Origin of the sequence: Veillonella sp. DNF00869, from assembly GCF_001553345.1 — a bacterium.
Taxonomy (GTDB): Bacteria; Bacillota; Negativicutes; order Veillonellales; family Veillonellaceae; genus F0422.
Genome location: NZ_KQ960767.1, coordinates 93,187 through 119,494, shown reverse-complemented (window position 1 = coordinate 119,494; position 26,308 = coordinate 93,187). Strand labels below are relative to the sequence as shown.

Genomic DNA, 26,308 nt, shown 5'->3' with positions numbered 1-26,308 from the left:
CAAGTATAACAGATATTAAAAACGATTTCTACACCTTGAAATCCGGCTCTTTTTATGGGGTATATACATTCCACATAGTGCACCCTAATATAGGCTTAATTATTCCATAAACGCCACAACACCATCAGTGAGTTCGTTTTGTAAATCATTAGAACGGTCCTCAGAGTCAAAGCTTTCATCAAAGGTCACCACCAAGCGACGCGCTTTTGCTTTCATACCAAGTACTAGGCGCATGAACATTTTCTTCGCCCCTTCATCATCACTATACACAATATCTTGTACATCATCCACTAAGAGTAGATGTAATTTGCAGTATTCTTCCATATAATCAGCTACTTCACCATAGGTAACGCTGTCGTTGTATTCTTTGATGAATTGCGCGCCCGTTACATAGCGCACACGAATCGCTGCATTCTGTTTTACAGCCTCTTGCTCCATGGCTTTCAATAGATGCGTCTTACCCACGCCAGATTGGCCAAATACAAAAAGTACTGACTCAAAACACTTTGTAAAATCAGTCATCGCCAACGCAGATGCCATAGCGAATTTATTTTGTTCTGTTACCTTGAAAGTTTCAAATGTTTGCATAATTACTCCTTATTTCCTTGCCACAATAGAAAAGAGTGGCACTGGATTATATAATTCATCTTCTTCATCATAAATACGGCTGCTGACCGTCATATCTAAATACACTCTGGAAAAGCCTGCTTTACGAATCATGTGCACATCCCAATGGGGTCGATCCATACGACTGATGGATAGTTCTTCCGTAATGGCAATACATTCTTGCAGAGCCTCATTCGATACTGTCTCATGAATATGGTGCTGTGCTACCACAGGCACTTTCAGTTCTACCCCATAATCACCATCAATATTAATGAGTACCCCTTTGGGAGCTAGCACCCGATACCATTCCTTATAGGCTGATTCCACATCTGGCAGGGTCCAGGTTAAATTTCTCGCTAAAATCACATCGAAGGACTCATCTGAAAAATCTAATTTCATCGCATCCATACAGTGAAAGTCCACCGTACCTTGTAATGAGTCCTGCAATACCAACACTTGCTCCTTCGCCACCGCAATCATGTCTTCCGTCAAATCAATGCCGGTCACCGAATAGCCCTTTTGGGCCAGTAAAAAGGCAAAAAAGCCTGTACCCGTGCCCAAATCTAAAATCCGTTGATGGGTGTCCTTAAGATGCGGAGTAATCTCTCGCAACCATCGTGGCGCTAGATTCGATTGTAATTCCTTCATGCGCAGTGCTCCAAAATCATCGCTTCGCCCTTTCCAATAGGCCATAATTCTATCTCGTATCTGCATATACCCTCCTTGCATCGTATCGTATTATACCATGAGGAACATAGTTTTGTATGTATCTTGAGTCACGAACAGATGGATAAAGGCCTACTAAAATACCTTGAGATTCCACACTAAAGTACGTGCTCCGCAATGTGGACATACTTGCTCAGCTACTGGCATTTCAAGTGTGAAATGAACAGATCCGTCCTCATTTACTCTTGTATGTTTGATATATTCCTCTTTAATTTTAAAGATAATTTCTGTATAATTAACTGTAGACATATATGACTCATCCTTTCTTAATTGAGTGGTTGCTTTTAATGATACGGTTTGAGTTTGTATATGTCTATTTTATTGCAACAAAAAAATGTTGGTGGCTACTCTTATATGAGTAGCCCCAACATTTAGTATAGAGCCCTTATAATAACTACAAGATCTATAGAGCGTGTTTGTATACTTAACTACAAATTATAATTTATCAAAAAGATAAACTATTTTACTTCAGCCCAACCTAAAGCAGCGCGTTTTTCATCCATATCTGCCAAGATTTTCTCAGCTACTTTAGCAGGATCAGTATTTACATACATAACAGAGCCTAATGTGTGTTTAGTGTCTTCTTTCAACCATTTTGTTACAGCATCAGAGCCTTGTGTAGGTGGCTCAACGCAGTGGTAAGAGTTAATCCCCATTAGGCGGAAGCCAAGGGATGCATCGATACCTTTTTCGTTAGACCATTCAGGACTAGACATTGCAAATGGCATTTGTGGTAAGTTAAGACCTAATTCAGCCGCAATACCACCAAAGATACCAGAAGAACGAGCATTATCTACACATTCACCAACATGCCATACTGGTGGTTGATCATCACCCAAGAACTCTTGTAATGCAGGGCTACATTTTTTAATAGCATCTGTATTACAGTAACCAAGTTTCATCAATGGGAAGGATGCACAACCATTTGTTAAGATGATACAACCATTTTTAATAAGTGTATCAACGATATCTACAGTAGCTTTTTCGTAGATAACGCGAGGGTTAGAACAACCTACTACGTTAACGATACCACGAACTTTGCCAGATTTTAAAGCCTCTGCCAATGGTTTGAAGGAACCATAATGTTTAACAGTAGATTCTGGAGAGAAGCCAACTTCTGCAGTGATTTCGTATGGTGGAATGAATACAGGCATACCTTTACGCAATTCATGCGCTTCAAGAGCACGATCCAAAATTTTGCGCGCCAATTCTTTTGTCTCAGACAAGTTAGTATGGTGATGATCGTAACCGATATGCTCAGCACCTGGCAAACGAGCTGCATCAGATGTAGTAATAACTTTTGTGTTAAAGCAACGTGCTACGTCCATGATAGCAGGATATACGTCTTGAACGTCAGCTACCCAGCAATCAAGAGCGCCAGTACCAAGTACAAGTTCAGCACCGATAGCATTACACAATGGAATTACATTTTCATAACGGTACATACTGGATAAGCCAGAGCAGCAAATACCGTAGAATTGGATGCCTTTAGCACCGATAGCTTTTGCTTTTTCTAAATACTCTTCGGACGCACCAATTGTACAAATTTGAGAAACCAATGTTGGTAAGTGACCATGAACAGCTATATTAACATAACCTTTTTTCAAAGCACCAATATTAACTTTGGATGTACGGCGACCGCCTTGACCGAATAATGCATCAGTAGCGATATCTGCAGCTACTACACCAGTAAATGTGAAAGCAAGACCACAACGCAAGAATTGTTTCATATTACTTTCCCAATCGCCATCTGTACCTACGGTTGTACGATGATATGCATCAAAGGCTTCATTGTATGCGGAAACAGGCAAGATATCCAAGTTTTTCCAAACTTCGCGACGCTCTGCAGGAGCCAACGCTGTAATTGTTTTATATTCACCTGGCAATGCACGGCTCAAATCTTCGAGCAATACATCCGCTAAATCATTAGCTACTTCTTTTAAAGAACGACCTTCTTCAGGGATGTTGAAAGCCTTACATACAGTACGGATTTTTTCTTCCCCTAAAATCGGAATATCCAATTGGTCATTAGCAGCAGCTTTCAAAGAAATCAAAATTTCACGAGCATGCGCACCATGTTGAGTCAAACCACCTGCAGCAGCACGTGTCATATTACGAGCTACGATGAGGTCAGCATCCGCACCGCAGACACCGCGAGGACTCTTAGGTGTAATTTTACAAGGGCCCATGAAACAGATACGACAACATATACCAGCAATACCAAATGTACATTGTGGTTGTTGTTTATCAAAACGATCAAATACTGTATCGCAACCAATTTGCTCCATGCGGAGAATCATTTCGCGCACAGCAGGATCTGGTGTTTGTTCGATAACATCTTGTTTGGTAGGCCATGTTTTTCGATATTCAGCAACGGCTTTCATGTAGTCATTTACACCATGTTCATGAGGCACGCCTGGTTCATGAGTGTGTGGCACCCATTTATCCGTTGGTAGTGCTTTGTCATGACTGTGATCATGGTCGTGATGGTGACCGCCACAATGGCAATGGTCATGATGATTGTCATGATCATGATGGTGATGATGTTCGCCATGGCTATGGTCATGGGTATTTTTGTTTTCCACATCTTTACTCATAATGAACCTCCTAGGGGCCTACATAGGCCAACCGTCAATAACATGAAAACATATTCTACTTTTATTTCGATTTTTAAAACACTATACTTGTAGGTTTTAAACCCTACTCCTAAATAGGTTTTAAATTACCTTAAGTATATTCTCTGACTAGACATCTGTCAATTACTTTTTGAGATTTTTTTGACTCATTTTTATCAAGAAAGGCTGCATTTACTATATTTATCAAATCCGATATTTTCAGTTTTCCTTCACAAAGCAAAAGAGTTTAATTCCCGTAAATTTCAGGAATTAAACTCTTTAATCGATAGAATAATATAGCTAGCAAGATTTGCTCATCAAGTACGGGATAGCTTTCAGGAGCTTGAGAATAAATTATCGTCCAATCTTTCATTATCCTTTACTTATTAAACGTATATCTTTACTTTTTTTCTTAAATCTTTACTTTTTATCCTGTTTTTTATATGATAAGTAAAGATGAAAGAGGTGCCATATGTATAATTATCAAGGATTACTCCGTCTATTACAAGAACATAACCTACACAAATCTCACTTAACGCAATTACTTCACATGTCTTCAAGAACTATCGCAAAAATTTCTAAAGGTGAAAGACTTTCACCCTCAGTCATACGCAAGTTATGTGAGTACTTTTCTTGTTCCCCAACAGATCTCTACACACTAGAGTCTGACAACCCCATCCTTAAACAGTTGCGAGAAGAAAAAGAGCATGGAATCTCCGGTGGACTTTACCATGAACTGCAAGTGCGCATGACCTATAACTCCAACCACATAGAAGGCAGTAAGTTGAACGAAGAGCAAACTAGACATATCTTTGAAACGAACACGATCCACGGAGATGAAAGTCTGTCCGTTGATGATATTATCGAAACCGTCAACCACTTCAGAGCCATCGATTACTGCATTGATATCGCAGAAGATCCTCTCACAGAAGAAAACATCAAACACCTTCACTATCTATTAAAAAATAATACTAAAGACGAAAGACTTCCTTGGTTCAAAGTAGGAAACTACAAAACACGACCGAATGTAGTCGGTGGCATAGAAACCTCAAAACCTGAGCAAGTAGCAGGAGATATACAAAATTTACTAACATGGTATACCAGCAAACAACATATTTCATTTGAAGATATCCTGGAATTTCATTTCCGTTTCGAACGCATCCATCCATTTCAAGATGGAAACGGCCGAGTAGGTAGACTCATTGCCTTTAAAGAGTGTCTAAAACACAATCTAATCCCCTTTATCATCGAAGATAGCAAAAAATATTTTTATTATCGAGGCTTAACAGAATTTTTACGTGAACCAGGATACCTCATCGATACCTGTTACGATGGACAAGACACGATCAAACGTCTATTGGAATACCTTGAGATTCCACACTAAAGTACGTAGATACAGGTAGTATTTTTTCTAGAAGTATGCTAGAATATACATATAAAAAAGAAGAGCCATCAACGTGTCTGAGGCGTTAGGCTCATCTCAAGCAACTAAAAAATGTGATGATGCCTAACGTGTTGAGGTATGAGAGACCTCTTTTACGTTAGGCGTTTTCATTGCTTACTTATATAAGGCAATGATGTTAACTACCAATGTCAAAATAGAAATGATTAAGCTAATCTTTTCATACTTCGTCATAGTACCACCTCCTCCCATATTAGGAAGAGATGAGCCCAACTCACGTCGGCGACCCTTCTATAAACTTATTATATCACAAAATTTATCAAATCGTTTATATTATGATTTGATTTTCCTTAAGGAACACAGTGATGAGTAGAAAACTTGTGGCCGATCATACTGACTAAATAGGACAAACAAAAAAAAGAGCACGGTGTGCCCCCGAACAAACAACATCCCCTGAGGAACGCAGTTACGCGTAGAAAACTTGTGGCACCCATATTGACTGAATTACACAAATACAAAACGAGCGCAACATATTCCGGAGCAAACCTACCGTAGGATCAGTTTGTGGAGGAATGTGTTGCGCTCGTTCATTTAACCACTCAATGCGTGCCACAAGTTTTCATAGCATCGCAAGAGACGTTTTACTCGGGTTGAATTGTAAAGGACAAGCTAGAGAAGTATTTAGTTTGTTCTCCTTTTGTTTCAGTTGGGAATGCTACTTCTACGCCTACTACGTTCACGCCGTTAGCAGCTACTGTAACCATTGCTTTACCTTGCGCGTCAGCTTGGCTTTCATTAGTCAAGTCGTTGAGAACGTCTTTGATCAATGGAGCGTTAGCATAAGGCATGCCATCTTTGAACACTTGGATTTCATAAGTGTCGCCTTTACGCAATGTCAATGGGTTAACACTTGGAACGATTTCGATTGGCATATTCAAACGTTCAGGTTTTACTGCTGCATTCCAGTAGTTTACATTGTATTTTACTGCATGAGTGGATTTTACCGCATTTGGTACATCTTTCATCATAGCTCTATGCGTTTTACCGTCTTTATCTTTTGTAAAGTAACCATAGTCAAATGTAGTTGCTGTTGTGCCTAACATTTCATTTTTTTCGATAGTTACATTGTGCTCATGAGGAATCACTTTTAAGTCCAATGGATTATACGCTACATCATAAGCTTCAAAACTCTTTACCATAGATGGCATATATCCGTTATCTACAGGGCCTTCTCCTAATACCAATGTTGGTTGATCAATACGTTCTGCAAACCACACGCCATGAGCAGACGCATTTGCACCTACAGAAACTGCACCTACTAAAGCTAATGCAAGAATTGCTAACTTACTTTTTTTCATGATGGATACCCTCCTATGAAATATAAAATTTATAACGCTTTTATTCTACACCTTCTGAGAATGACTAGCAAGATTTATTTTTAATTATGAATTATTTCTATAACCAAATACAATAACTATCTATATATACAAAAAACGCATACTATTCTGTTATAGAATCAACTGAACTATACTTTCAAAAATACCTAAAATCACTGCAAATACTGGACGGATGATAGCTCCTAAGAATCCAAATTGTCCCAACACCAAAATACCGATAAAGAACCACAACTGAGCGCCTAACAGTTTTTCTTGCCACTCATAAGGCAAATATTGCAGTAGCACATAAAATCCAATAAAGCCTGGTACTGGTAACATGTTAAAGACCCCAAAGCCTATGCACAAGGTCACAATATAGGACATAACCATTTGTAAACCAGTGCTTACTGTGCTGACTTGCATAGCCACAGACATACCAGCATAGGCTAAGAATGCCACTAAAATATTAGCGCCTAGACCTGCTAAAGCAATTTGTATCATCCCAGTCCGTGGATTTTTAAAGTGATACGGTGAAAATGGAATTGGTTTACTCCACCCCACGCTAGCAATGAGCATCACCAAAATACCAAGTAAATCAATATGAGCAAAGGGATTGATTGTATCTCGCCCCCATTGTCTCGGTGTCGTATCCCCTAGGTGGATGGCCATCTTCGCCTGAGCATAGTTAAATATAGATATAGCAATAGCGATAGCTGGTAGCATCGCAATATAATGAATCATATCTTTCATAGTATCTCCTTCTATCATTAAAACTGTTCCTTTTATTATACACGATAGTCGTCTCCTTCCTCCATAGGTGATAGAAAATTTCCTACCAGTCACACACCCTCCTACCAGTGAGTGGACAACATGCTTCATTCTATGCATACTGAAAGTAATCTATCTTTCACAAGGAGGCATCTTATGAGGCAGCAAAAAAAGTTCATTATTCCCATTCCTTATGAATTACTATACCACTTATATGTGACGAAACACATAAGCACAAGCACTATTGCCAAGCAATTACACTGCAGTCAAAGCACTATTTGTCAACGCCTACGAGACTATGAGATTCCTTTTCACAATAGAACTCCCTGCATTCCCAAAGAAGAACTAATTGCACTCTATACAAATGGTACATCCATCAACGCCATCGCCCAGCACTTTCATGTGTCCTCTCGAACCATCTATAGCCGTTTACATGAATGGCACCTAAAAGAACCTCGCCCTAGTTCTTCCCTAACAGCATTACCTATCTCCTATATCCTAGAATCCTACGATAAAGGATCTAGTGCCGCCATGATTGGTCGAGAATTACAGGTGGCACCTTCTACGATTATTCATATCTTACAACGTCATGGTATTCCTCTTCGAAATAGTATGAAACGCATTGACTTACCTATCGATGATATTTGTCATCTCTATACACAACACAAACTCTCTACCATTCATATTGGTAAACTATATGATGTCAAAGCCTCTACCATTGCCTCGAGATTACGAGAACAAGGGATTATATTACGTGGGAATAAAGATCAACTTCCTACATACTCCATTATTTCTGACTATGTACAAGGTACCTCCTTACAACAATTAGCGAGCACCTATCAGACTAAGTATCATACTATTCGTAATCTATTAATCCGTCATGGGGTCTATCAAAAAGCACGACGTATCCGCGACTTCGCCCATGCTATACAGACCTTCCACCAACGAGAAGGACTTTCCATAGCTGAAATTGCCACCCATTACGGATGCCATCCAGAAACGATTCGTCGCATTGTAAAAGATATATTACCTAAAGAAAAATCTATCCATTGATATCCTTGCTATGCGCTCTAAAGTAACGTATACTAAAAGTAAGTCTATCATTATTTGAAAAGGAGTTCATCATGGAGTATATCTTTGCCCTACTACCTTACTTTACGATAGGTATCGTAGCAGCGTTTATCTCCCGGTTTACGGGGATTACCATCTCATTCTTACTGGTACCGACCCTATTATATTGGGGTGCTACACCAGTAGAAGTTGTGTCATTTATGTTGACATTCACTTTGTATAATACATTCACCTTAGAAACACAGGATGTACGATTAGATTTTAAAGAGTTGACCTTCTTTCCAGGTTGGAAGTTAGCGATCCCTCTTGTTATCTCTTTTGGATTAAGTCTCGTATCTCCGCACTTATCTATCGGTTTATTTATTTTCTTCTTTATCTTGGAATTAGGTGCAGCCTTATACAAACGCATTCCACAAGCAGAGCGTCCTAGCCTACGACAAATTGGAGTTTCCTCCTTACTTGCGGCTGGTTGGACTATTGTTGGTGTCTTATCATACCGTCATATTCCTGATACATGGTACTTCCTTTTGGTAGGTATTGCCATGTTGGGCTTAACTTGGTTTGCTTACTATGCAGGGGCTAATCGCTATGCTATGCGTCAATCCTGGACTGCTATTTGGCCATCCTTATCCTTACTATTAGGTCTATTCGGATTGGAAATCTCCTCCTATATTCATGGGGTAAAACGAAATTTCCTATCTCCATTTGATCGCATTGTGCCTATGGTCACAGTAATCGGTGCTTTTGCTGGTACCATGGTTCTGTTTGTACTGGAAAACCAATTCTCCTTGGCTTCCTTAATTGCTGCCGTTGGTTGTGCCTTCGGTATCCGCATGTTTGGATACTACGGATTCAGTAAGTCTGGTAAATTCTCTTGGTTAATCATCGGTTTAACCATCCTCATCGTGCTTTGTTTATATTTGGTAAGTCCTGCTCCAGTTGGCATGGATACAGGCAATCAATTATTACAAGCACCGATTGCAGAATAATCTATAACTAAACCATGAAAAAGCTATAACAAACTAGTTCCCAATACAATAGGACTGTAACAAAATAGCCCATTAATAAAATAGAGGAAAGTTGATTAAAAATTATCAACTTTCCTCTTTTTGTATATATAAAAAGTCTATCCTTGTGGAAATGCTCCAACGAACTCCCAATCCGTAAGATCTGGTATACGACTCTCTCTATCCATGGATTGTAAAGTGTCTATACACCACTTTGTAGTGACATATCGTTTTACATACATATGATTATATCCATCGATATCTAAAGCGATTTCCAGATTTAATTGATCTGGATGATCTTCATCCATAATAGCTTGTGCAAATTTGCAACTTTCCTTAGGGCTATCCCAAAACAAGCTAAAAAAGACACGCTCATCTGCTACAATTTGATGTAATACCTTCTCTACATCGTGCCAAGTTCCCTGTTCATAGGTTTCTTCATCCGTCACTAACCGAAACATTAGGCTTCTCCTTGTTCAATGCGGATTACATGTCCAATACGATGGCATAATTCATCCAATTGTTCTTGCTCCGGACCTTCCGCCATAACGCGAATCAATGGCTCAGTACCAGATGGACGCACTAAGATACGACCATTAGCACCCAGTTCTTCTTCTGCTTCACGAATAACATCTTGGATGGCTGTATTCGTTTCCCAACCTGCTTTAGTTAAGACGCGTACATTCACCAACAATTGTGGGTACTTCGTCATCAAACCAGCTAGTTCCGATAGGGATTTTCCTTTTTCTTTCATTATGGACAAGGTTTGTACCGCTGTCAATAAACCATCACCAGTACTGTTGTAATCTAAAAAGATGACATGTCCCGATTGTTCCCCACCAATAGAATAGCCTTCAGCTAGCATTTTTTCCAACACATAACGGTCTCCCACAGCAGTGCTACATGTTTGCATACCCAATTCTTTAGCCGCCTTATGGAATCCGATATTGCTCATCACTGTGCCTACAATCATGTTCTCTTTCAATTTACCTTGCTCTTTCAAGTGTAAACCGCAAAGCAACATAATTTGGTCACCGTCTAAGACTTGGCCTTTTTCATCAACCATTAAACAACGATCTGCATCACCATCATTGGCAATACCAACCTGAGCGCCTTCTCTTAGCACTGCCTCTTGTAAGCCCTCTAAATGAGTAGACCCTGCATTATCGTTAATATTTGTACCGGTTGGTGTTACATTGATAGCAACTACCTCTGCTCCTAATTGGCGAAGGATCTTAGGCCCCACATAAGAAGCTGCCCCATGGGCTCCGTCATAGACTACTTTCAAACCAGTTAGCATATCACTAGTGGATACTACGAAGTTTACATATTCTTCCACCCAGTCTTGATGGTAGAAGATTTGACCAATATCACCTTTTGTTGGTCGTGGCAAGCAATCGTCTGCACTAGCTGTACATAATTTTTCAATTTCATCTTCTACAGCATCTGGCAATTTAAATCCATTACCGTCGAAGAATTTAATACCATTATCTGGATACGGATTATGGGATGCAGAAATGACAACCCCTGCAGTACATCCTTTCTGACGCACTAAATAGGCAATCGCTGGTGTCGGTGCTTCTCCTAAAATAATCACATCTCCACCTACAGCGCAAATACCAGAGGCTAAGGCATTCTCTAGCATACCTCCCGATATACGTGTGTCACGTCCAATTAAGAAGGTTGGACGATCAACGGATTGTCCAAAGTAAGACGCCGCTGCACGACCTAAATGATAGGCCAACTCTGGCGTTAAAAATTCATTAACTAAACCTCGTACCCCATCTGTACCGAATAATCTACTCATGATGATCTCCTTTCAAAGGGCCATATGTATTCATAATTAGTATGGCAGTTTCTGCCCCATCTAAGGCGGCACTCATGATGCCTCCTGCATATCCTGCACCTTCCCCGATGGGATATAATCCCTTCGTAGACTGTGAAAGTCTATTTTCGTCTCGCACGATGCGAAGCGGTGCTGATGTTCGTGTTTCCACCCCAGTCATACACACATGGTCCGCATCAAAACCTTGTATGCGTCTCCCAAAATATGGCAACGCCTCCGCTAATGTATTCGTCACATACTCCGGCAAGCATTGACGAATATCTGCTGGTGTCACACCAGGTTCATAGCTATATGCCTTACGTTGTACATCATTTGTCTCTGTACGACCTAGGAAATGCCCTACCGTCTGAATTGGAGCATGGTAATTTCGACCTCCTACGATAAAAGCTTGTTCTTCCCACTTTCGTTGAAAGTCCACCCCAGCTAATGGATGATCTCCAAAGTCTCGAGGACCTACCGTGACCACCAACGCGCTATTCGCAATCCCACTGTCACGAGCGTATAAACTCATACCATTGGTAACAACACCACCTACTTCAGAAGCACTGGCAACGACTTGTCCCCCTGGGCACATACAAAAACTATAGCAAGAACGATCTTGTTCTTTATCGTGATATACCAAAGAGTACTCTGCTGCTCCTAAGCCAATATCTGCTGGATGCACTCCATATTGTGACGTATCGATCACATCTTGATCATGCTCGATACGAACACCGATAGCAAAGGATTTTCCTTCTAAATGAACACCTCTATCATAGAGCATACGATAGGTATCGCGCGCACTATGACCAACTCCTAACATCACAATATCTGCAGAGATTCGTTCTGTTCCATTAATGACAACACTAGTGACAGCTTGGTCTTGTACCTCAATATCTGTGACTTGCGCACCAAATCGAACTTCTCCACCCCATGCAATAATCTGCTGTCTCATAGCTTTTACCATATGGCGCAAAATATCTGTTCCTACATGAGGTTTATGTTTATATAAAATTTCTTCAGGAGCTCCAAATTCTACAAAGTACGTAGCAATCTCATGAAGTCTTGGATGGGTTACACGAGTGGTTAATTTACCGTCTGAAAAGGTACCTGCTCCACCTTCACCAAACTGTACATTCGATTCAGGTTTGAAAATACCTTCTTTCCAAAACTGTTCTACATCTAACGTACGCTGGTCTACATCTTGACCTCGTTCTAACACGATAGGACGATACCCTTCTCGCGCTAAGTAAAAGGCCGCTAGCATGCCCGCCGGTCCAAAACCTACCACTACTGGTCGATGTTGCATAGGCATAGTACCACGCACAATAGGTTCCGGCATTTCAGGTTCCATCAAAGTAATATCTTTATACCGACTTAATTTTTTCATCAATTGCTGTTCTTGGTCTACTTCTAAGAACATAGTGTACACAAAAGTAATATGCGGTTTCTTTCTCGCATCCACAGCCCGTCGTACCACATGAATCGCTGTAATACGTCCTTGTAAAGGGCTATATTTTTTAATCAATAATTCTTCTAACCGTTCAGCATCTTGTACGGGTATCCGAAAATTTATGATACGTAACATGACAATCTCCTACATATGAGGTTCTATTTCTACTTTTACTACAACTCGGTCTGTCGACGTAGTCACACCTTCTGGTAATACAAAGCTATAGTTCCCCGTAAAACTACCTGTAGCGCCATTGACTGGAATATCAATGGTTTTCACTCCATCAATACCATTTAAAATAGATTCTTTTCCTACAATCGTCAATTCTTTTGGTTCCACTACCACTCGTTTCACTGTATATCCAACTGGTACATTACCTACTACACTGGGTTGAACAGGTACTTTTTTCTCCATTCTAATACGCTCTAAATCATATTGAATTTGAGCTCCCTTTGGTGTAACAGTAAGACCTTCTACCACATTTCCAGATGTATCTACTGGCAAAATTTCCCCTACTTCAGTAAAGCTTTCACGATGTTTATCTAAATTAATCCGAATTACCGCATAGGTAGCCTTGCTCACAAGGTGAGCTGGCCCCGCAATAGTTACCGTCGTAGGCATAATTTTAGACTCTTTAATGGCAATGTCATTAGGCACTGTCCCCAATGGTTGTGCCTGCACTTGCAATTCTTTTACCATATATTCATCCACCGTAACGGTTACATTTTCAGGGGTCATACTGTCAATGAAAGTCCCTGTAGGTGCTGTAAAGTTAATGGCTATATTTTCCTGCCCTACATGAGCATTCTTTAAATTTACATAGGCTTTCAGTACAGACGGATTAATATCAAAGATAGCATTGCGAGGTCCTCGTAAATGGACACGCACTTCCGTAGGTACACCTTCTACTAAATAGTTGGGATCCAAGTTTTGCACTTGTACTGGTACGGTATAGGTCATTTCAATGATAGGGTTTTGATCCTTCATGACATACACCCACATGCCTATAGCGCAAAATAAGCAAAATAATTTCATTCCCCAATTATGTTTTAATCCTACTATCCAATGCATCATTTCGATTCACCTCGTTTTATCTTAAGTAAAGAGCTGACTGCACTTGGTGTTGGCTCCAATAAGGACAACATAACTGTGCGCAACGTATCTTCTGTGACACCACGGTGAATCTGCCCTCCTAAGGCATAAGAAATTTGTCCCGTCTCTTCGCTAACCACTACCACTAAGGCATCACTTTCTTCACTTTGCCCCAAGGCTGAACGGTGTCGTGTACCCAATTCTTTACTCACATCACGATTTTGACTTACTGGAAGTAAGCTTGCGGCAGTCTCAATACGACCGTTACGAATAATAACCGCTCCATCATGAAGAGGAGATTTCGGATAAAACAGATTCATCAGTAGTTCACTGGTCACAAGTCCATCGATACGAGTCCCCTGCATGGATAATACATCTAACTTCATGTTTCTTTCAAAGACCATGAGAGCCCCTATCTTGCGACGAGACATACTACGGCAAGCAATAACTACTTCTTTCACAATGGATGTGAGCTCTTCTTTAGAAATTTTAGTACGGGATGAGAAAAATCCAGTACCACTACCCAATTGTTCCAAGAGACGTCGTAATTCTGGCTGAAATACAATAGGTAACGCAATCATAAGGACTGCCACACTTTGTTGCATAATCCAACTTATGGTATGCAAACCCATGAAGTGTGCCACAATATTAAGAACAACTAACACACCCAAGCCTTTTAATAAGCCTAAGGCTCTTGTATTTTTAACTAGACGATATAACCAATAAAATAGCGTCGCTACAAATATAATATCTACGATATCTAAGAACCGCAATGTGGCTAATGTAGTTTGTAATTGAAACAGCATAGAATATCTCCTATCCTTTCTAATACAAATAAGGGTACATGCTCATGCATGTACCCTTTTATTGTATCCTATATTGGTATTTTTTTCTAGTAAACCTATTGGTTATACATGGTAAGTTTCGATGAGTACGTCCATGTTACCGCCACAGACCATACCTTCTTTAATCGCCACATCATCGTTCAAATCCACATAAATACGACGAAAACGTTCTTTCTTTTTTAATGCATCTACCGCACTCAAACGAATTTCATTTTCCGCACGGCCACCACCAATGGTGCCAAAGATAGATCCATCAGGATGCACAATCATAGTAGTACCCGCTTTGCGTGGTGTGGAGCCATGAGTTTTTAAAATCGTTGTCACTGCCAATGTATCTTGCTTATGTTGTTGTAGATATTCTATAAACTCATACTTCATGTGCATACCTCTTTTTCGATAAAAAACCGCCTTGTTTACGATAGGACACCGCCATGTATTCTGCTACGATGGATAGTGCTATCTCTTCTGGAGTTTGGGCTCCTAAATCTAATCCAATAGGACCATATAACATATCTAGCTCTTGCTGTGTCCAACCTTCTTCTTTCAACACTTCAAAAGCATGGAAAATGCGTTTTTGACTGCCCATCACACCTACATAAGTTGGCAACACATGACGCACTTGGTGCAAGCATATACTATCGAACTCATGAGCTCTAGTGACTACCACTATGCCTGTATAGGCATGAAGATTCAAATTATCCTTTAATGATTTAAAATCTAAATGCACTCGTTTTACACGAGAATCAAAAAAGTGTTCTTGTAAGTATTCCGCTCGGTCATCCACTACGGTAACGCCACAACCAATGAATAAAAATTGGTCAGCCACACAACGGCTTACGTGACCAGCCCCTAGTATGAGGACTTCTGGATCTTTTTCTACTGGTTGTAGGAAACATTCCATATCTTCAACAGAAAATAATTGTGGTTCTATTCTTTGAGGTACTGTAAAGCCTTCAATAGCATTGCCATACACCACGTCACCAGTATGGCTATACATCACTTTATCGCCTTGTCGCTCTCCAGATAAAATCGTTACAATCAACGATGATTCATCCTTTGCCATACGTTCTTGCGCAATATCAATCAGATTCATGGTACTACTCCTTTATCTGCTCATATTCCCAAGCAGTGATGGCCTCCATCACACCACCGCCGACAGCTAATGCTTTATCTGATATAGTAAAGCAATGGCTCTCTTCACATCGTGCGTCCACATCCGCTAATTTAAAGCCTTTCGTTACTAATATATTAGAGGCTAAGATACCTCGTAAAGTACCTTTAATTTTTGCATGCACTGGTACATCCTCTACATAGCCTATGATAGAACCCGCCTCTACTTGATCTCCAATATGACTTTTCGCTACAAATAGACCTTCCGTTGGGGACTTTATCACTCGTTCATGAGTATAGCCTCCCACATTGCCAGGAATCCCCGTATTGGCTAAAGCTGGACCTTCATAAATACATCGTCCTAAGGTATGACCACGCATAGTTTCAACTACAACATGCACATCCTTGCCAGCATTGAATCCGGGACCGCATGCAATGACTAAAGGAGCATCACTTTTTTGAGTTCCCACATTTCGCTTCGCCAAAATGGCATCTACTACAATAGTTGGCTTCATCGTGGTTAGTACTGTTTCATAAGGCTCAGTGACCACAGGAATTGCTTCCCGACTAGCTAATAATTTCGCTACATCTTGTAAGGGTACATGACGTGATCGCAATCGCTCTAAGATCATTTCCCCTCGATGCACTGCATTCCCATAGGACACTTCTCTACGAATCATGGTAGGAATCGCAATTTCATTAATCACCACAGGATACCCTGCTCGCCACAATCGATAAATAGCGCCAGATGCCACATCTCCACCACTACGGATGAGAATCATTGGTTTCATAACGTCCTCCTTCGCTCACAATACGGTCATAGTCTTCTTTCGTATCAACATCTATACCACTATGCATAGTGCATTGCCTTTCAAGCCATACATATGTAACATGAGGAGCTCCTTCACCTCTCAAAATGACACGCCCTCCCATATCTCCAGGAATTAAGCGTAATGCATCCGCCCAATATCTCCCAAATACTACGGGATTACCTCGTTCTTGGTTCGGTCCATACTGTGGCTGTACAATAGCTTTCTCGTCGCCAATGTCTCTGAAAGTGTTACACAAGTCGTCAATGACTTGCACATTCAATAGAGGTTGGTCAATCACACCACATACGATTGCCTCTAAACGTTCTTTCTGTGTATGTTCCCATTGCAATAAGGCCTCTACTCCTAATCGGATAGATGTACCCTGCCCCCATTGTGGATGCTCATTAGGCACAGGAATCCCCTGCACCTTATACACCATATCCTCCACACCCATACATGGATCAATAACCACCGCTAGAGGTTGTATCCTGCTATACTTCGAGAGGGCACTCTCTAGTAAGGTATGTCCTTGATAGGTCAACAATTGCTTAGCACATCCCATACGTTTCGATTGTCCAGCCCCTAATAATACACATCCTATTGCCATGTTAGTATCCTTTGTATACAACAATTTTCACGATATCCATTAGCCAACACCACTTTGTGCAATGAAAGGGATTGCAAAGCTTGTAAAAATGCATCCACCACTGTTGAATCCACCGTATCACAACCTGTACAGAATACGATTCGTTTCCCCCGAGCATATTGAAAGACACCTTGCTCGTGTCGTAGCAGTCTCACAACTCCTTCTGGAGTTATCCTATCCCCTAATGGAATCTCCATGATAGCCTGTACTTCTTCTATGCGATGTACATAGTCCTCTGTGAGCGGTTTGCCTAACACCTGCATATTCACTACTGCAATGGTAGTCGCCGTTTTAGTCGGTATCACTGGTTCATGAGGTTTAGGGGCTTTTAACCACTTAGTTTTCGCTCCATCTGCCTCTATGATAATCGACCAATCTGGATGACGCTCTTGTACTCTATCTAGCAACTCTGGATCTAATCCTAGTACCTTATGGCCTGCTACGGATTGAAACCAAGAACCCATCCGTCCTTGTGCCAATTGTTGTTCTATATGAGTTTCACCAAGTGTTAGGTCATCCCCATAGTAGGGGTTCCAAGGAGCCACTTGTTCAGATCCCATCTTTGTTGTAGTCGTTACCACTACTGGTCGCTCTAGACTGACTGCCACAGCACCTAGTTTAGATACAACAGTTGTTTTGCCACCAGCCCCTACGACAGCAAGTATGCCAGGTTCTAGTAAGGACTCCCAGTACTTCCTATCACTCATCTTGACTCTCCTATTGCTTACTCTACTTATTTTTTTGTAATGCCATATACACACGTTCTGGAATCATTGGCAATGTAGTGACCTCTGCTCCAGTAGCGTTCAAGATAGCCCCTTGAATAGCTGGACAAGATGTATTGATAACAACTTCCCCAATGGATTTGATACCGTAAGCACCAGTTGGTTCATAGGATTCCACAAAGTCTACATGAACATTACCAGTATCTAGCCGTGTTGGTAATTTATAATGCATGAAATTGTTTGTTTCTAACACACCACGAGAAGAATAGCGAATTTCTTCATATAATGCCATACCGATACCTTGCACAACACCACCTTCTGTTTGTACAGTAGCTAGGTTTCTATTGACAACAGTACCACAGTCAACCACTGCATAGTAGTTTTCAGGCGTTACTTTACCAGTTTCAAGGTCTACTTTCACCTCTGCAATGCCCACCATGAAAGGAGGCGGAGATGTTTGACTGCCCCAAGTAGCCATACCGCTCAAGTAATGTCCTTTCGGGCCTGATACAAGTTTAGGTGCTAACTCTTTAGTAGTCATCGTTTTAGAACCATCTTCAGTCCACACTTTTTCCCCATCAAAGGAAAGTGTACTTGGATCCACTTCTAAGATACGACCAAATTCTTGCAAGATTTTTTCTTTCAACTCATCACAAGCCAGTTTCGTAGCAGTCCCTGTCACATAAGTCGTACTCGATGCATAAGAGCCTGGATCGAATGGTACAACGTCAGTATCTGCTTCATAGACAACCATCATATCCATGGGACAGCCCAAAGTTTCACAAGCAATTTGTGCCAATACCGTATTGGATCCTTGGCCCATATCTGTAGAACCAGTAAATAACATATACGTGCCATCATCAAGCATTCGCACTTCTACAGAGGCAGAGTCAATATTGGCAATCCCCGATCCTTGGAAGGCAAGAGCTACTCCTAAACCGCCCCTATGGCGATCATCGATTTTCCAAGATTTTGGACGATTATCCCAATTAGACATTTCTTTCGCTTTTTGAATAGCTTCTTTCAATAGACCAGATGCCAACACTTCTCCTGGATGGAAGGATTGTGCAGTTTCTCCTACATCAATTAAATTTTTCAAGCGCAAATCAATTTCGTCCACACCCATAGCATGTGCCAACTTCGTAATGGCACACTCCAACGGCCACAAGGCTTCTGTAGCGCCATACCCACGGAACGCGCCGCCTGGCATATGGTTTGTGTACACTACATTAGATTCATAACGAATCGCTTTCGTTTTGTTATATAGAGGCAAGGATTTATGTTCTCCTGCTGTGAAAGTTGTCAACGCATGACTACCATGTGCTCCTGCATCGGATACAGCTACCATGTCAATAACTTGGATAATACCATCTTTTGTGGCACCTACACGAACTTTCCAATCCCTTGCATGTCGGCTAGTGGAACAGTTATTCGCTTCGTGACGATCGTACACGATATAGGATGGTTTTTTTAATTTCCATGTTACAAAAGCTGGGAACATTTCTGTACAACCCGTTTGTTTAGATCCAAAACCACCGCCAATACGAGGCTTGATAACACGAATTTGAGCCGCAGAAAGCCCCAAAGCATGCGCCACATGTCTACGAATATGGAATGGCACCTGTGTCGAACTTGTAATCACAAGACGATTAAATTGGTCTATGGTAGCAAAGGTCCTAAACGTTTCCATCGCCGATTGTAAGGTAGCTTGGTCAAAGTAAGACTCTTCTACCACATAATCACATTTTGCCAATTCTGCTTCTAAATCACCCACTACATGACTATAGGAACAAGCAATGTTTCGCTTAGGATCTCCCCCTACTGGGAAGTTATAGTGAAAGTCATCTTCAGCGTGAATGATGCTAGGATGATCGATAGCTGTATGCATATCCAAGACTGGTTCATAGACCTCATATTTTACTTTGATGAGAGGCATAGCTTTCAATGCTGTCCGTTCATCCACAGCCACGACTATTGCTACTTCATCCCCCACATAGCGAACCACTTGATCTAAAATCAACATATCATACGCAGATGGCTCTGGATAGCTTTGACCAGCTAAGGTAAATCGTGTTGTCGGTACATCTTTATAAGTATAAATTGCTTCCACACCAGGTACTTTTAAAGCGGCGTCAATATTAATATCTACAATTTTAGCAAAGGCATGAGGACTGCGAAGTATCTTAATACATAAGGCATTGGATGGAATAAAATCTTCTGTATAGGCGGCTTTACCACTTAAAATCGTTGCGGAGTCTGTTTTTTTATAACTTTGACCTAAATGTTTCATAGTGTTTTGCCTCCTAAAAATTTACGAATTCCTCGCATATGCGATTCATAACCAGTACAACGGCATAAATTGTTGTTTAGGTAAGCTTTAATTTCCTCATCAGTAGCATTTGGGTATTTACGGCTTAATGCAATGGCACTCATCATCATGCCGGTTGTACAGTAGCCACATTGATCAGCCCCTTCTTCAGCCAAACAATCCGCTAATTCTGCAGCTTCCTCTGCTACACCTTCTAAGGTAGTGATTTCATGACCCACAGCTCTGAATGTAGGGTATGCACAAGATAATATAGGATCACCATCTACCCATACAGTGCATAAACCGCAGTTTGTTGTATCACAGCCGCAACGCACACTGTAAAAGCCTAAGTTACGCAATGTTTCTAATAACATTTCATCCGTTTCGATGAGAATATTTCGTTTCACTCCGTTCACTTGTAACATTATTTCCATTGTGCCACCTCTTTTACCAATCGTTTAAACATGTTTTTTGCCATCTCTAAGCGATACTCTGCACTTGCATGTGAGTTACTTTGAAAGGATAAATCCTCTTGAATCAAGGTTACCGCTTCATCCAAAGCGTCCAATCCTTTTTCGTTAATAATCTGGCAAGATTTCGCAGCTAACGCTGGTTTACCTGGTCGACAACCAATATATACCGAGTAGCCTTGATTATCTAATCGTGCAGATCCCGTTAAATAAGGAAAATCTGAAGTAGATTTCCGTAATGCTTCAATCGCTACGGGTACTTCTTGTTTTGGCACAATAATTTCAAGTAATAAATCTCTTGTTCCATACGTTAAATATTGTTCTATCGGCATACGGCCCGCTTCAAACAAACGTACTTCTGCTCGTAATGCTAATAAGGCAGGAATAATATCAGAGAAACCGAACTTTGCTGCTACCGATCCCCCCATGGTAGCCATACTGCGGAATTGAACACCTAAAATATCTTTCACAGCTTTTGGGAGCACTCCTCTACAGAATGTTTTAAATGGTTCGTACACCTCTACATCTCGTTGTGTAGCCATGGCACCAATGCGGTATTCCGTTTCGTCCTCTACAATATAACGGAGACCTAATTCAGACAAGTCAATTACCATAGGCCATTTACGATTTCCCAATCGTGTCCAGCAACCACCTGCTAAAATAGGTGCCATCTTTTGCTTCACCATGAGTGCATGTGCCTCTTCTACTGTTTTAGGCTGTTGCACTTGCATAAACATAAGCATACTTATACCTCCTGACTCCAACATTTCTATATCCTTATTGTACCATGTATATGAAGATTTTGGCATATGAATTATCTCAGATACTAAACATCCATATATGCATAATCCATATACATCATATGCTACTCGCAATCATTACTATAAAAATAGGCATACACAAACTACTTCGAACTACAATGAATCTATCATTATTCGAGACTAAGTTTATGTATGCCTAATATCAATTTTATATGAGATATAATTTGCAAGATGTTCAATTACTTTTATAGATCTCTCTATATCCTTCTGTTTGTTTCTCTACAACCTGCTCTATATCTTCTAAAATATCTTCAGGAATGTCTTCAACAATGCATCGATCCACTTGGAAAATTGCACATGTACCACATGATGAGCTAAGCCAACGTGGAACAGGCTGTAAGTGTACCGCAATCGATGCTTGCTTACAAAATTGTTCAAATTGGATAGCCCCAAAGTGAGAATAAAACGTTGCTACATATTCCATATTATTGTTTTGTAATAGTGATGATATACTCACCATTCTCTTCTTTAGACACGATTGTATAACCTTGAGCCAATACAAATCGAGTAATATTTTCTACCGCTGTTTTAGAGTCAGATTGCACAGTATATTCACTGTCACCTAATGCCATTGCTTTTTGTACCATAATAACTGGTTCTGGACAAGATAGTCCTCTCACATCAATCATAGTTACCTCCTAAATTTCCTATTTACGCATATTTTTAACAGCAATAACTAAGGCAATCACAAAGCCTACACCTACTGCAATTTGGCCCGCCACTGGAACTCCAGTACCAGATGCAGCTAAACCAAAGTTATGTGCGAATGCTGCGCCTGCTGCTAGGCCCACTACTGTAATTGTGGAATCGGAGTTACCTTCACCAGATAAGATTAATTGACGCAATGGACAACCACCCATTAATGTACAGCATAAACCTGCCAAAGCCATACCTAAGAAGTTCCACAATCCATCTGTATGCGCAATTGGTTGTTTTACAAAACCAGGATGGAAATTACCAACAGAAATGTTCACTAGGAACGCTGCTACAAGAATCGCAATAAAACCAAGAATTAATTTTGTTTCTTTAAATAGAATGATATCTCGGATACCACCTACCATACAAAGACGGCTATATTGTGCCAAGCCACCTACTACTAAACCAGCTGCCAAAGAAATCCACAATGGAGCATGAATGGCACCTGGACCTTTTTCAGTAAAGAAAATGAACGCTGGCGCTGCCACCACAAGACCTAATAAAATCACCTGTGCTGCTGGCATAATATAGGAATCCATTTTAGATACAATGTACGTTCTACCCAAGGAATATCCACGTTTTAAGAATACTGTGCCTACTGCAATACCACCTGTGAATCCTAATAGACCCATGATTGCATTCCAGTCACCACCTGCTAAGCGCAAAATCATACGGAATGGACATCCTAAGAAAATAAGACAGCCAATCATAGTAAAGAACCCTAAGGTAAATCGTGTTGCTGGAGCGGAACCACCTTTAGCAGATCGCTCTCCACGGAACCAAGATAATAAAAAGGCTCCTAACACTAATCCAATAATTTCTGGACGAATGTATTGTACTGGTGCTGCTCTATGCAGACCCAAGCCTCCTACAGAATCACGAATGAAACAGGCAATACAAAAACCCATATTTTGTGGGTTTCCTGCTAGCACTAACAAACTAGCAATCGCACCAATAATTAATCCAGCAATAATAATTCTTTGCTTTTCACTTATTACACTCATAGTACCTCTCCTGCTAAACATTACCTCTTCGACTAGTTTACTTCAGTCCCTACAAATTGATATTTTGCACGCATTACTTTATACTAAATATAATATACATATTAAAAGGAGTTATAATTATGAAGTCTATCTATGCAGATAATAGCAGTACCTCTTTCCCGAAAGCGCCAACTGTAGCGCAAGCTATGTATGATTACATTTCCTTTAATGGAGCTTCTGTTCATCGCTCCTCTAACGAAGATGCGTACCAAGTGGAACGTTTGATCCTAGAAACACGCCAACAGTTACAGCAACTATTAGGTGGACCTAGCCCAAAATACATCATCTTTACTCCCAATGTGACAACTAGTCTAAATATGGTCTTACAAGGTCTTTTTTCCGCTGGTGATCACCTCCTAATCTCCAGCTTAGAGCATAACGCAGTCATGCGTCCACTCCATCAATTATCTATGAAAGGTGTTTCTTACTCCACCATTCCAAGCACACCTCAAGGTGAAATGATTACCTCCACCTTAGAATCACTTCTCTTACCTACTACAAAGGCTATTCTAGTGACTCATGTCTCTAATGTATGCGGTACCATACAACCTATCGCTGAACTTGGGGCTTTTTGCAAAGAACACAATCTATTATGTATCGTAGATGCTGCCCAATCAGCTGGTATCTTACCTATCCATATGAAAGATATGAATATCGACGTTCTATGCTTTACTGGTCATAAAGGGTTACTTGGGCCTCAAGGTATCGGCGGCTTTCTCCTTACAAAAGATGTAGCTCATCAAATACAGCCCATACTAAGTGGTGGCACAGGTAGTTTTTCTCATACCTTAGAGATTCCCACTACCTTTCCCGATCGCTTTGAACCAGGTACGCCCAATATTCCTGGAATCCTCGGTCTCCATGCTAGTCTATCCTATCTCAATACAATAGGTATCGAGAGTATTTACCAACATGAATTGTCTTTGACCAAGCAATTCATATGTGGTTTGCAAGAATTATCGAAATATACTATTCACGGAATTCCCGACATTCAAAATCGGACAGCCGTGATTTCTATTTCTCCTACTCATTGTGATCCAGCAGAACTGGCTCACAAACTGGAACAAGATTATCATATTATCACTAGAGTTGGGTTGCACTGCGCTCCTACTGCTCATCAAGTACTAGGTACCTATCCTAAAGGAACAGTTCGCTTTTCCTTTGGCTACCACAACACAGCTGATGAAGTAGATACTATATTAAATAGCTTAGATCTATTACAACACAAACACCCTTATAGCTAGAATATTACATATTAAAAATAAAGTAAGCACCAATTATACATATAATTGGTGCTTACCTATTTTCGTGCTACTTTCTGTATAAAGAAAGCACTTATATATGTAACCTAAGTCTAACCATATACAGTATTTTGATTAAATAGATTGATTTCTACGAACTTTACGTTCTGCTTTCCATTTATCCAAACGAGCAATCGCTTTTTCACGACGAGTTTTTTGGACCACATGCGTTTCATTGCCATAGCCATTTAACAATACATTAAGAATGACTGCCATTAAGCTACCGAATGTAATACCACTATGAAGAACAATTTTTAACCATTCAGGGAAATGATTATAGAAACTTGGTACTGCTAACGGAATCATACTCACACCAATACTGATGGCTACAATCATAAGATTGTAAGTACCATCAAATTGTACTTTAGATAAAGAGCGAATACCACTCGCAATAATCATACCAAACATAGCAATACCAGCACCACCTAATACAGGGTTAGGAATACTTGCTACAACCGCTGCCATTTTAGGGAATAATCCTAATGCTACTAAAATAACACCAGAAGCAGCTACTACGAAACGGCTTTTTACGTTTGTTACAGCTACAAGACCTACGTTTTGCGCAAATGCTGTATGTGGGAAACTATTTAAGAATCCACCAATCATAGTTGCAAAACCATCTGCACGTAAGCAATCAGCCAATTCTTTTTTACCAATTGGTTTCTCAACGATTTCACCAATTGCGATACAGTCACCAGTCGTCTCTGTCATAACAACAAGCATAACAATGACCATAGAAATAATAGAGGAAAATTCAAATGTTGGCCAACCGAACGCTAATGGTGTTACGACAGCAAACCATTCCGCTTGACCAACGGCCCCTAAGTTAGCTACACCCAGTGCCATTGACGCTAATGTTCCAACTACTAAACCTACTAAAACTGCTACATTACTCCAGAATCCTTTACCAAATCGATACACTGCTACTACGATTGCCAATGTTAAGGTAGCCAGTAGCAAGTTAATTGGACTCGCAAATTCAGGTGAACTAGGGTTACCTCCCCCTACCCAACGAACGGATACAGGCATTAATGTAATACCGATAATTGTAATAATAGTACCTGTAACTACAGGTGGAAAAAAGCGGATTAAACGACTAAATAGATGAGAAATCAAGAATGTGACTATCCCGGCTACGATAACGGCCCCGTAAATACTTGTCATACCATGCTCTTGACCAATTAAAATCATTGGAGATACCGCAGCAAATGTAATCCCTTGAATCAAAGGAATTTTTGCGCCGATTTTCCAAAATCCTAACGTTTGGATCAAAGTGGCAATACCACAAGTAAATAAATCTGCGTTAATTAATTGAATCAACTGCGCCTCTGATAAACCCATAGCTTGCGCTATGATAATGGGAACCGCTACAGCCCCTGCATACATTGCCAATACGTGTTGTAAACCGTAAGCAAACAATTTTGGAATTGGTAGCATTCCATCTACATGATTAACTCCCTGAATTTGATGTGCCATATGAATCACCTCATATTACTTAATAGAATATACTAGTCTTATGCTTATATCATGTTTTGAATTTTAGACATCATCTGATGAAGTAGCAAGTACTCTCATACTTGCTACAACATC

At 40.4% G+C, this 26,308-nt stretch carries 27 protein-coding genes; 4 read left to right on the top strand and 23 right to left on the bottom strand.

The window, feature by feature from the left end:
• Positions 1-99 precede the first annotated feature (99 nt).
• The 4 genes from HMPREF3032_RS02845 to cooS form a co-directional block, all read right to left on the bottom strand.
• Positions 100-588, bottom strand: coding sequence for a DnaA ATPase domain-containing protein (locus HMPREF3032_RS02845; RefSeq protein WP_062401650.1), 489 nt, complete (start codon positions 586-588; stop codon positions 100-102).
• Between the two features lie 9 nt (positions 589-597).
• Positions 598-1,320, bottom strand: coding sequence for a class I SAM-dependent methyltransferase (locus HMPREF3032_RS02840; protein WP_062401647.1), 723 nt, complete (start codon positions 1,318-1,320; stop codon positions 598-600).
• An 87-nt stretch (positions 1,321-1,407) separates the two neighbouring features.
• Positions 1,408-1,581 carry a hypothetical protein gene (locus HMPREF3032_RS07565; protein ID WP_156439334.1) on the bottom strand — a complete coding sequence of 58 codons (174 nt, stop codon included), beginning with the start codon at positions 1,579-1,581 and terminating at the stop codon, positions 1,408-1,410.
• Between the two features lie 209 nt (positions 1,582-1,790).
• Complete coding sequence (gene cooS / locus HMPREF3032_RS02835) at positions 1,791-3,929, bottom strand: anaerobic carbon-monoxide dehydrogenase catalytic subunit (protein ID WP_062401644.1); 2,139 nt, start codon at positions 3,927-3,929, stop codon at positions 1,791-1,793.
• Positions 3,930-4,419: 490 nt separating this feature from the next.
• Between cooS and HMPREF3032_RS02830 the strand changes: the two genes are divergently transcribed.
• Positions 4,420-5,331, top strand: coding sequence for a Fic family protein (locus HMPREF3032_RS02830; RefSeq protein WP_009353376.1), 912 nt, complete (start codon positions 4,420-4,422; stop codon positions 5,329-5,331).
• Between the two features lie 659 nt (positions 5,332-5,990).
• On the opposite strand, the gene HMPREF3032_RS02825 is transcribed toward HMPREF3032_RS02830, so the two are convergent.
• Positions 5,991-6,707, bottom strand: a complete 717-nt coding sequence (locus HMPREF3032_RS02825) for a DUF4198 domain-containing protein (protein WP_062401641.1) — start codon at positions 6,705-6,707, stop codon at positions 5,991-5,993.
• Between the two features lie 150 nt (positions 6,708-6,857).
• Entirely contained in the window at positions 6,858-7,475 is a 618-nt protein-coding gene (locus HMPREF3032_RS02820) for a site-2 protease family protein (protein ID WP_126940391.1), read from the bottom strand.
• Between the two features lie 174 nt (positions 7,476-7,649).
• Between HMPREF3032_RS02820 and HMPREF3032_RS02815 the strand changes: the two genes are divergently transcribed.
• Both HMPREF3032_RS02815 and HMPREF3032_RS02810 read left to right on the top strand, forming a co-directional pair.
• Positions 7,650-8,546: a helix-turn-helix domain-containing protein gene (locus HMPREF3032_RS02815; RefSeq protein ID WP_062401634.1), complete on the top strand. Its 897-nt coding sequence runs from the start codon at positions 7,650-7,652 to the stop codon at positions 8,544-8,546.
• 71 nt (positions 8,547-8,617) lie between these two features.
• The gene (locus tag HMPREF3032_RS02810) at positions 8,618-9,553 is read left to right on the top strand and encodes a hypothetical protein (protein ID WP_062401631.1); all 936 of its coding nucleotides are present in this window, start codon (positions 8,618-8,620) and stop codon (positions 9,551-9,553) included.
• Between the two features lie 137 nt (positions 9,554-9,690).
• Here HMPREF3032_RS02810 and HMPREF3032_RS02805 read toward each other — a convergent pair whose 3' ends face one another.
• From HMPREF3032_RS02805 to yedE, 16 genes are all read right to left on the bottom strand, one after another.
• Positions 9,691-10,032 carry a hypothetical protein gene (locus HMPREF3032_RS02805; protein WP_062401628.1) on the bottom strand — a complete coding sequence of 114 codons (342 nt, stop codon included), beginning with the start codon at positions 10,030-10,032 and terminating at the stop codon, positions 9,691-9,693.
• Entirely contained in the window at positions 10,032-11,378 is a 1,347-nt protein-coding gene (gene glmM, locus HMPREF3032_RS02800) for a phosphoglucosamine mutase (RefSeq protein ID WP_062401625.1), read from the bottom strand. Before glmM ends, HMPREF3032_RS02805 begins: the two co-directional genes overlap by 1 nt.
• Positions 11,371-12,984, bottom strand: a complete 1,614-nt coding sequence (locus tag HMPREF3032_RS02795) for an NAD(P)/FAD-dependent oxidoreductase (RefSeq protein ID WP_062401621.1) — start codon at positions 12,982-12,984, stop codon at positions 11,371-11,373. The genes glmM and HMPREF3032_RS02795 overlap by 8 nt, the downstream gene beginning before the upstream one ends.
• A 9-nt stretch (positions 12,985-12,993) precedes the next feature.
• On the bottom strand, positions 12,994-13,836 hold the full coding sequence (locus HMPREF3032_RS02790) for a CdaR family protein (protein ID WP_197413481.1): 843 nt from the start codon (positions 13,834-13,836) through the stop codon (positions 12,994-12,996).
• A gap of 83 nt (positions 13,837-13,919) precedes the next feature.
• Positions 13,920-14,747 carry a diadenylate cyclase CdaA gene (gene cdaA, locus HMPREF3032_RS02785; RefSeq protein ID WP_009353264.1) on the bottom strand — a complete coding sequence of 276 codons (828 nt, stop codon included), beginning with the start codon at positions 14,745-14,747 and terminating at the stop codon, positions 13,920-13,922.
• 102 nt (positions 14,748-14,849) lie between these two features.
• Positions 14,850-15,164, bottom strand: coding sequence for an XdhC family protein (locus HMPREF3032_RS02780; RefSeq protein ID WP_062401615.1), 315 nt, complete (start codon positions 15,162-15,164; stop codon positions 14,850-14,852).
• Positions 15,154-15,879, bottom strand: coding sequence for an XdhC family protein (locus HMPREF3032_RS02775; RefSeq protein ID WP_009353437.1), 726 nt, complete (start codon positions 15,877-15,879; stop codon positions 15,154-15,156). Before HMPREF3032_RS02775 ends, HMPREF3032_RS02780 begins: the two co-directional genes overlap by 11 nt.
• A gap of 4 nt (positions 15,880-15,883) precedes the next feature.
• Positions 15,884-16,687 carry a selenium-dependent molybdenum cofactor biosynthesis protein YqeB gene (gene yqeB / locus HMPREF3032_RS02770; protein WP_062401612.1) on the bottom strand — a complete coding sequence of 268 codons (804 nt, stop codon included), beginning with the start codon at positions 16,685-16,687 and terminating at the stop codon, positions 15,884-15,886.
• A complete protein-coding gene (locus HMPREF3032_RS02765) occupies positions 16,662-17,315 on the bottom strand; it encodes a nucleotidyltransferase family protein (RefSeq protein WP_062401609.1) in 654 nt (217 codons plus the stop codon). Before HMPREF3032_RS02765 ends, yqeB begins: the two co-directional genes overlap by 26 nt.
• Entirely contained in the window at positions 17,306-18,061 is a 756-nt protein-coding gene (gene yqeC / locus HMPREF3032_RS02760; protein ID WP_062401606.1) for a selenium cofactor biosynthesis protein YqeC, read from the bottom strand. The genes HMPREF3032_RS02765 and yqeC overlap by 10 nt, the downstream gene beginning before the upstream one ends.
• A 22-nt stretch (positions 18,062-18,083) precedes the next feature.
• Positions 18,084-20,369 (bottom strand): xanthine dehydrogenase family protein molybdopterin-binding subunit, encoded by a 2,286-nt coding sequence (locus HMPREF3032_RS02755; RefSeq protein ID WP_062401603.1) that lies wholly within the window; start codon positions 20,367-20,369, stop codon positions 18,084-18,086.
• The gene (locus HMPREF3032_RS02750; RefSeq protein ID WP_009353384.1) at positions 20,366-20,821 is read right to left on the bottom strand and encodes a (2Fe-2S)-binding protein; all 456 of its coding nucleotides are present in this window, start codon (positions 20,819-20,821) and stop codon (positions 20,366-20,368) included. Before HMPREF3032_RS02750 ends, HMPREF3032_RS02755 begins: the two co-directional genes overlap by 4 nt.
• Complete coding sequence (locus HMPREF3032_RS02745) at positions 20,812-21,600, bottom strand: FAD binding domain-containing protein (protein ID WP_062401600.1); 789 nt, start codon at positions 21,598-21,600, stop codon at positions 20,812-20,814. The genes HMPREF3032_RS02750 and HMPREF3032_RS02745 overlap by 10 nt, the downstream gene beginning before the upstream one ends.
• A gap of 253 nt (positions 21,601-21,853) precedes the next feature.
• Positions 21,854-22,135 (bottom strand): putative Se/S carrier protein, encoded by a 282-nt coding sequence (locus HMPREF3032_RS02740; RefSeq protein WP_231723401.1) that lies wholly within the window; start codon positions 22,133-22,135, stop codon positions 21,854-21,856.
• Entirely contained in the window at positions 22,104-22,307 is a 204-nt protein-coding gene (locus HMPREF3032_RS02735; protein WP_062401594.1) for a sulfurtransferase TusA family protein, read from the bottom strand. Before HMPREF3032_RS02735 ends, HMPREF3032_RS02740 begins: the two co-directional genes overlap by 32 nt.
• A gap of 18 nt (positions 22,308-22,325) precedes the next feature.
• A complete protein-coding gene (yedE, locus tag HMPREF3032_RS02730) occupies positions 22,326-23,378 on the bottom strand; it encodes a YedE family putative selenium transporter (protein ID WP_062401591.1) in 1,053 nt (350 codons plus the stop codon).
• 119 nt (positions 23,379-23,497) lie between these two features.
• Between yedE and HMPREF3032_RS02725 the strand changes: the two genes are divergently transcribed.
• The gene (locus HMPREF3032_RS02725) at positions 23,498-24,661 is read left to right on the top strand and encodes an aminotransferase class V-fold PLP-dependent enzyme (protein WP_062401589.1); all 1,164 of its coding nucleotides are present in this window, start codon (positions 23,498-23,500) and stop codon (positions 24,659-24,661) included.
• A 132-nt stretch (positions 24,662-24,793) separates the two neighbouring features.
• On the opposite strand, the gene HMPREF3032_RS02720 is transcribed toward HMPREF3032_RS02725, so the two are convergent.
• On the bottom strand, positions 24,794-26,194 hold the full coding sequence (locus tag HMPREF3032_RS02720; protein ID WP_009353298.1) for a nucleobase:cation symporter-2 family protein: 1,401 nt from the start codon (positions 26,192-26,194) through the stop codon (positions 24,794-24,796).
• Between the last annotated feature and the right edge of the window lie 114 nt (positions 26,195-26,308).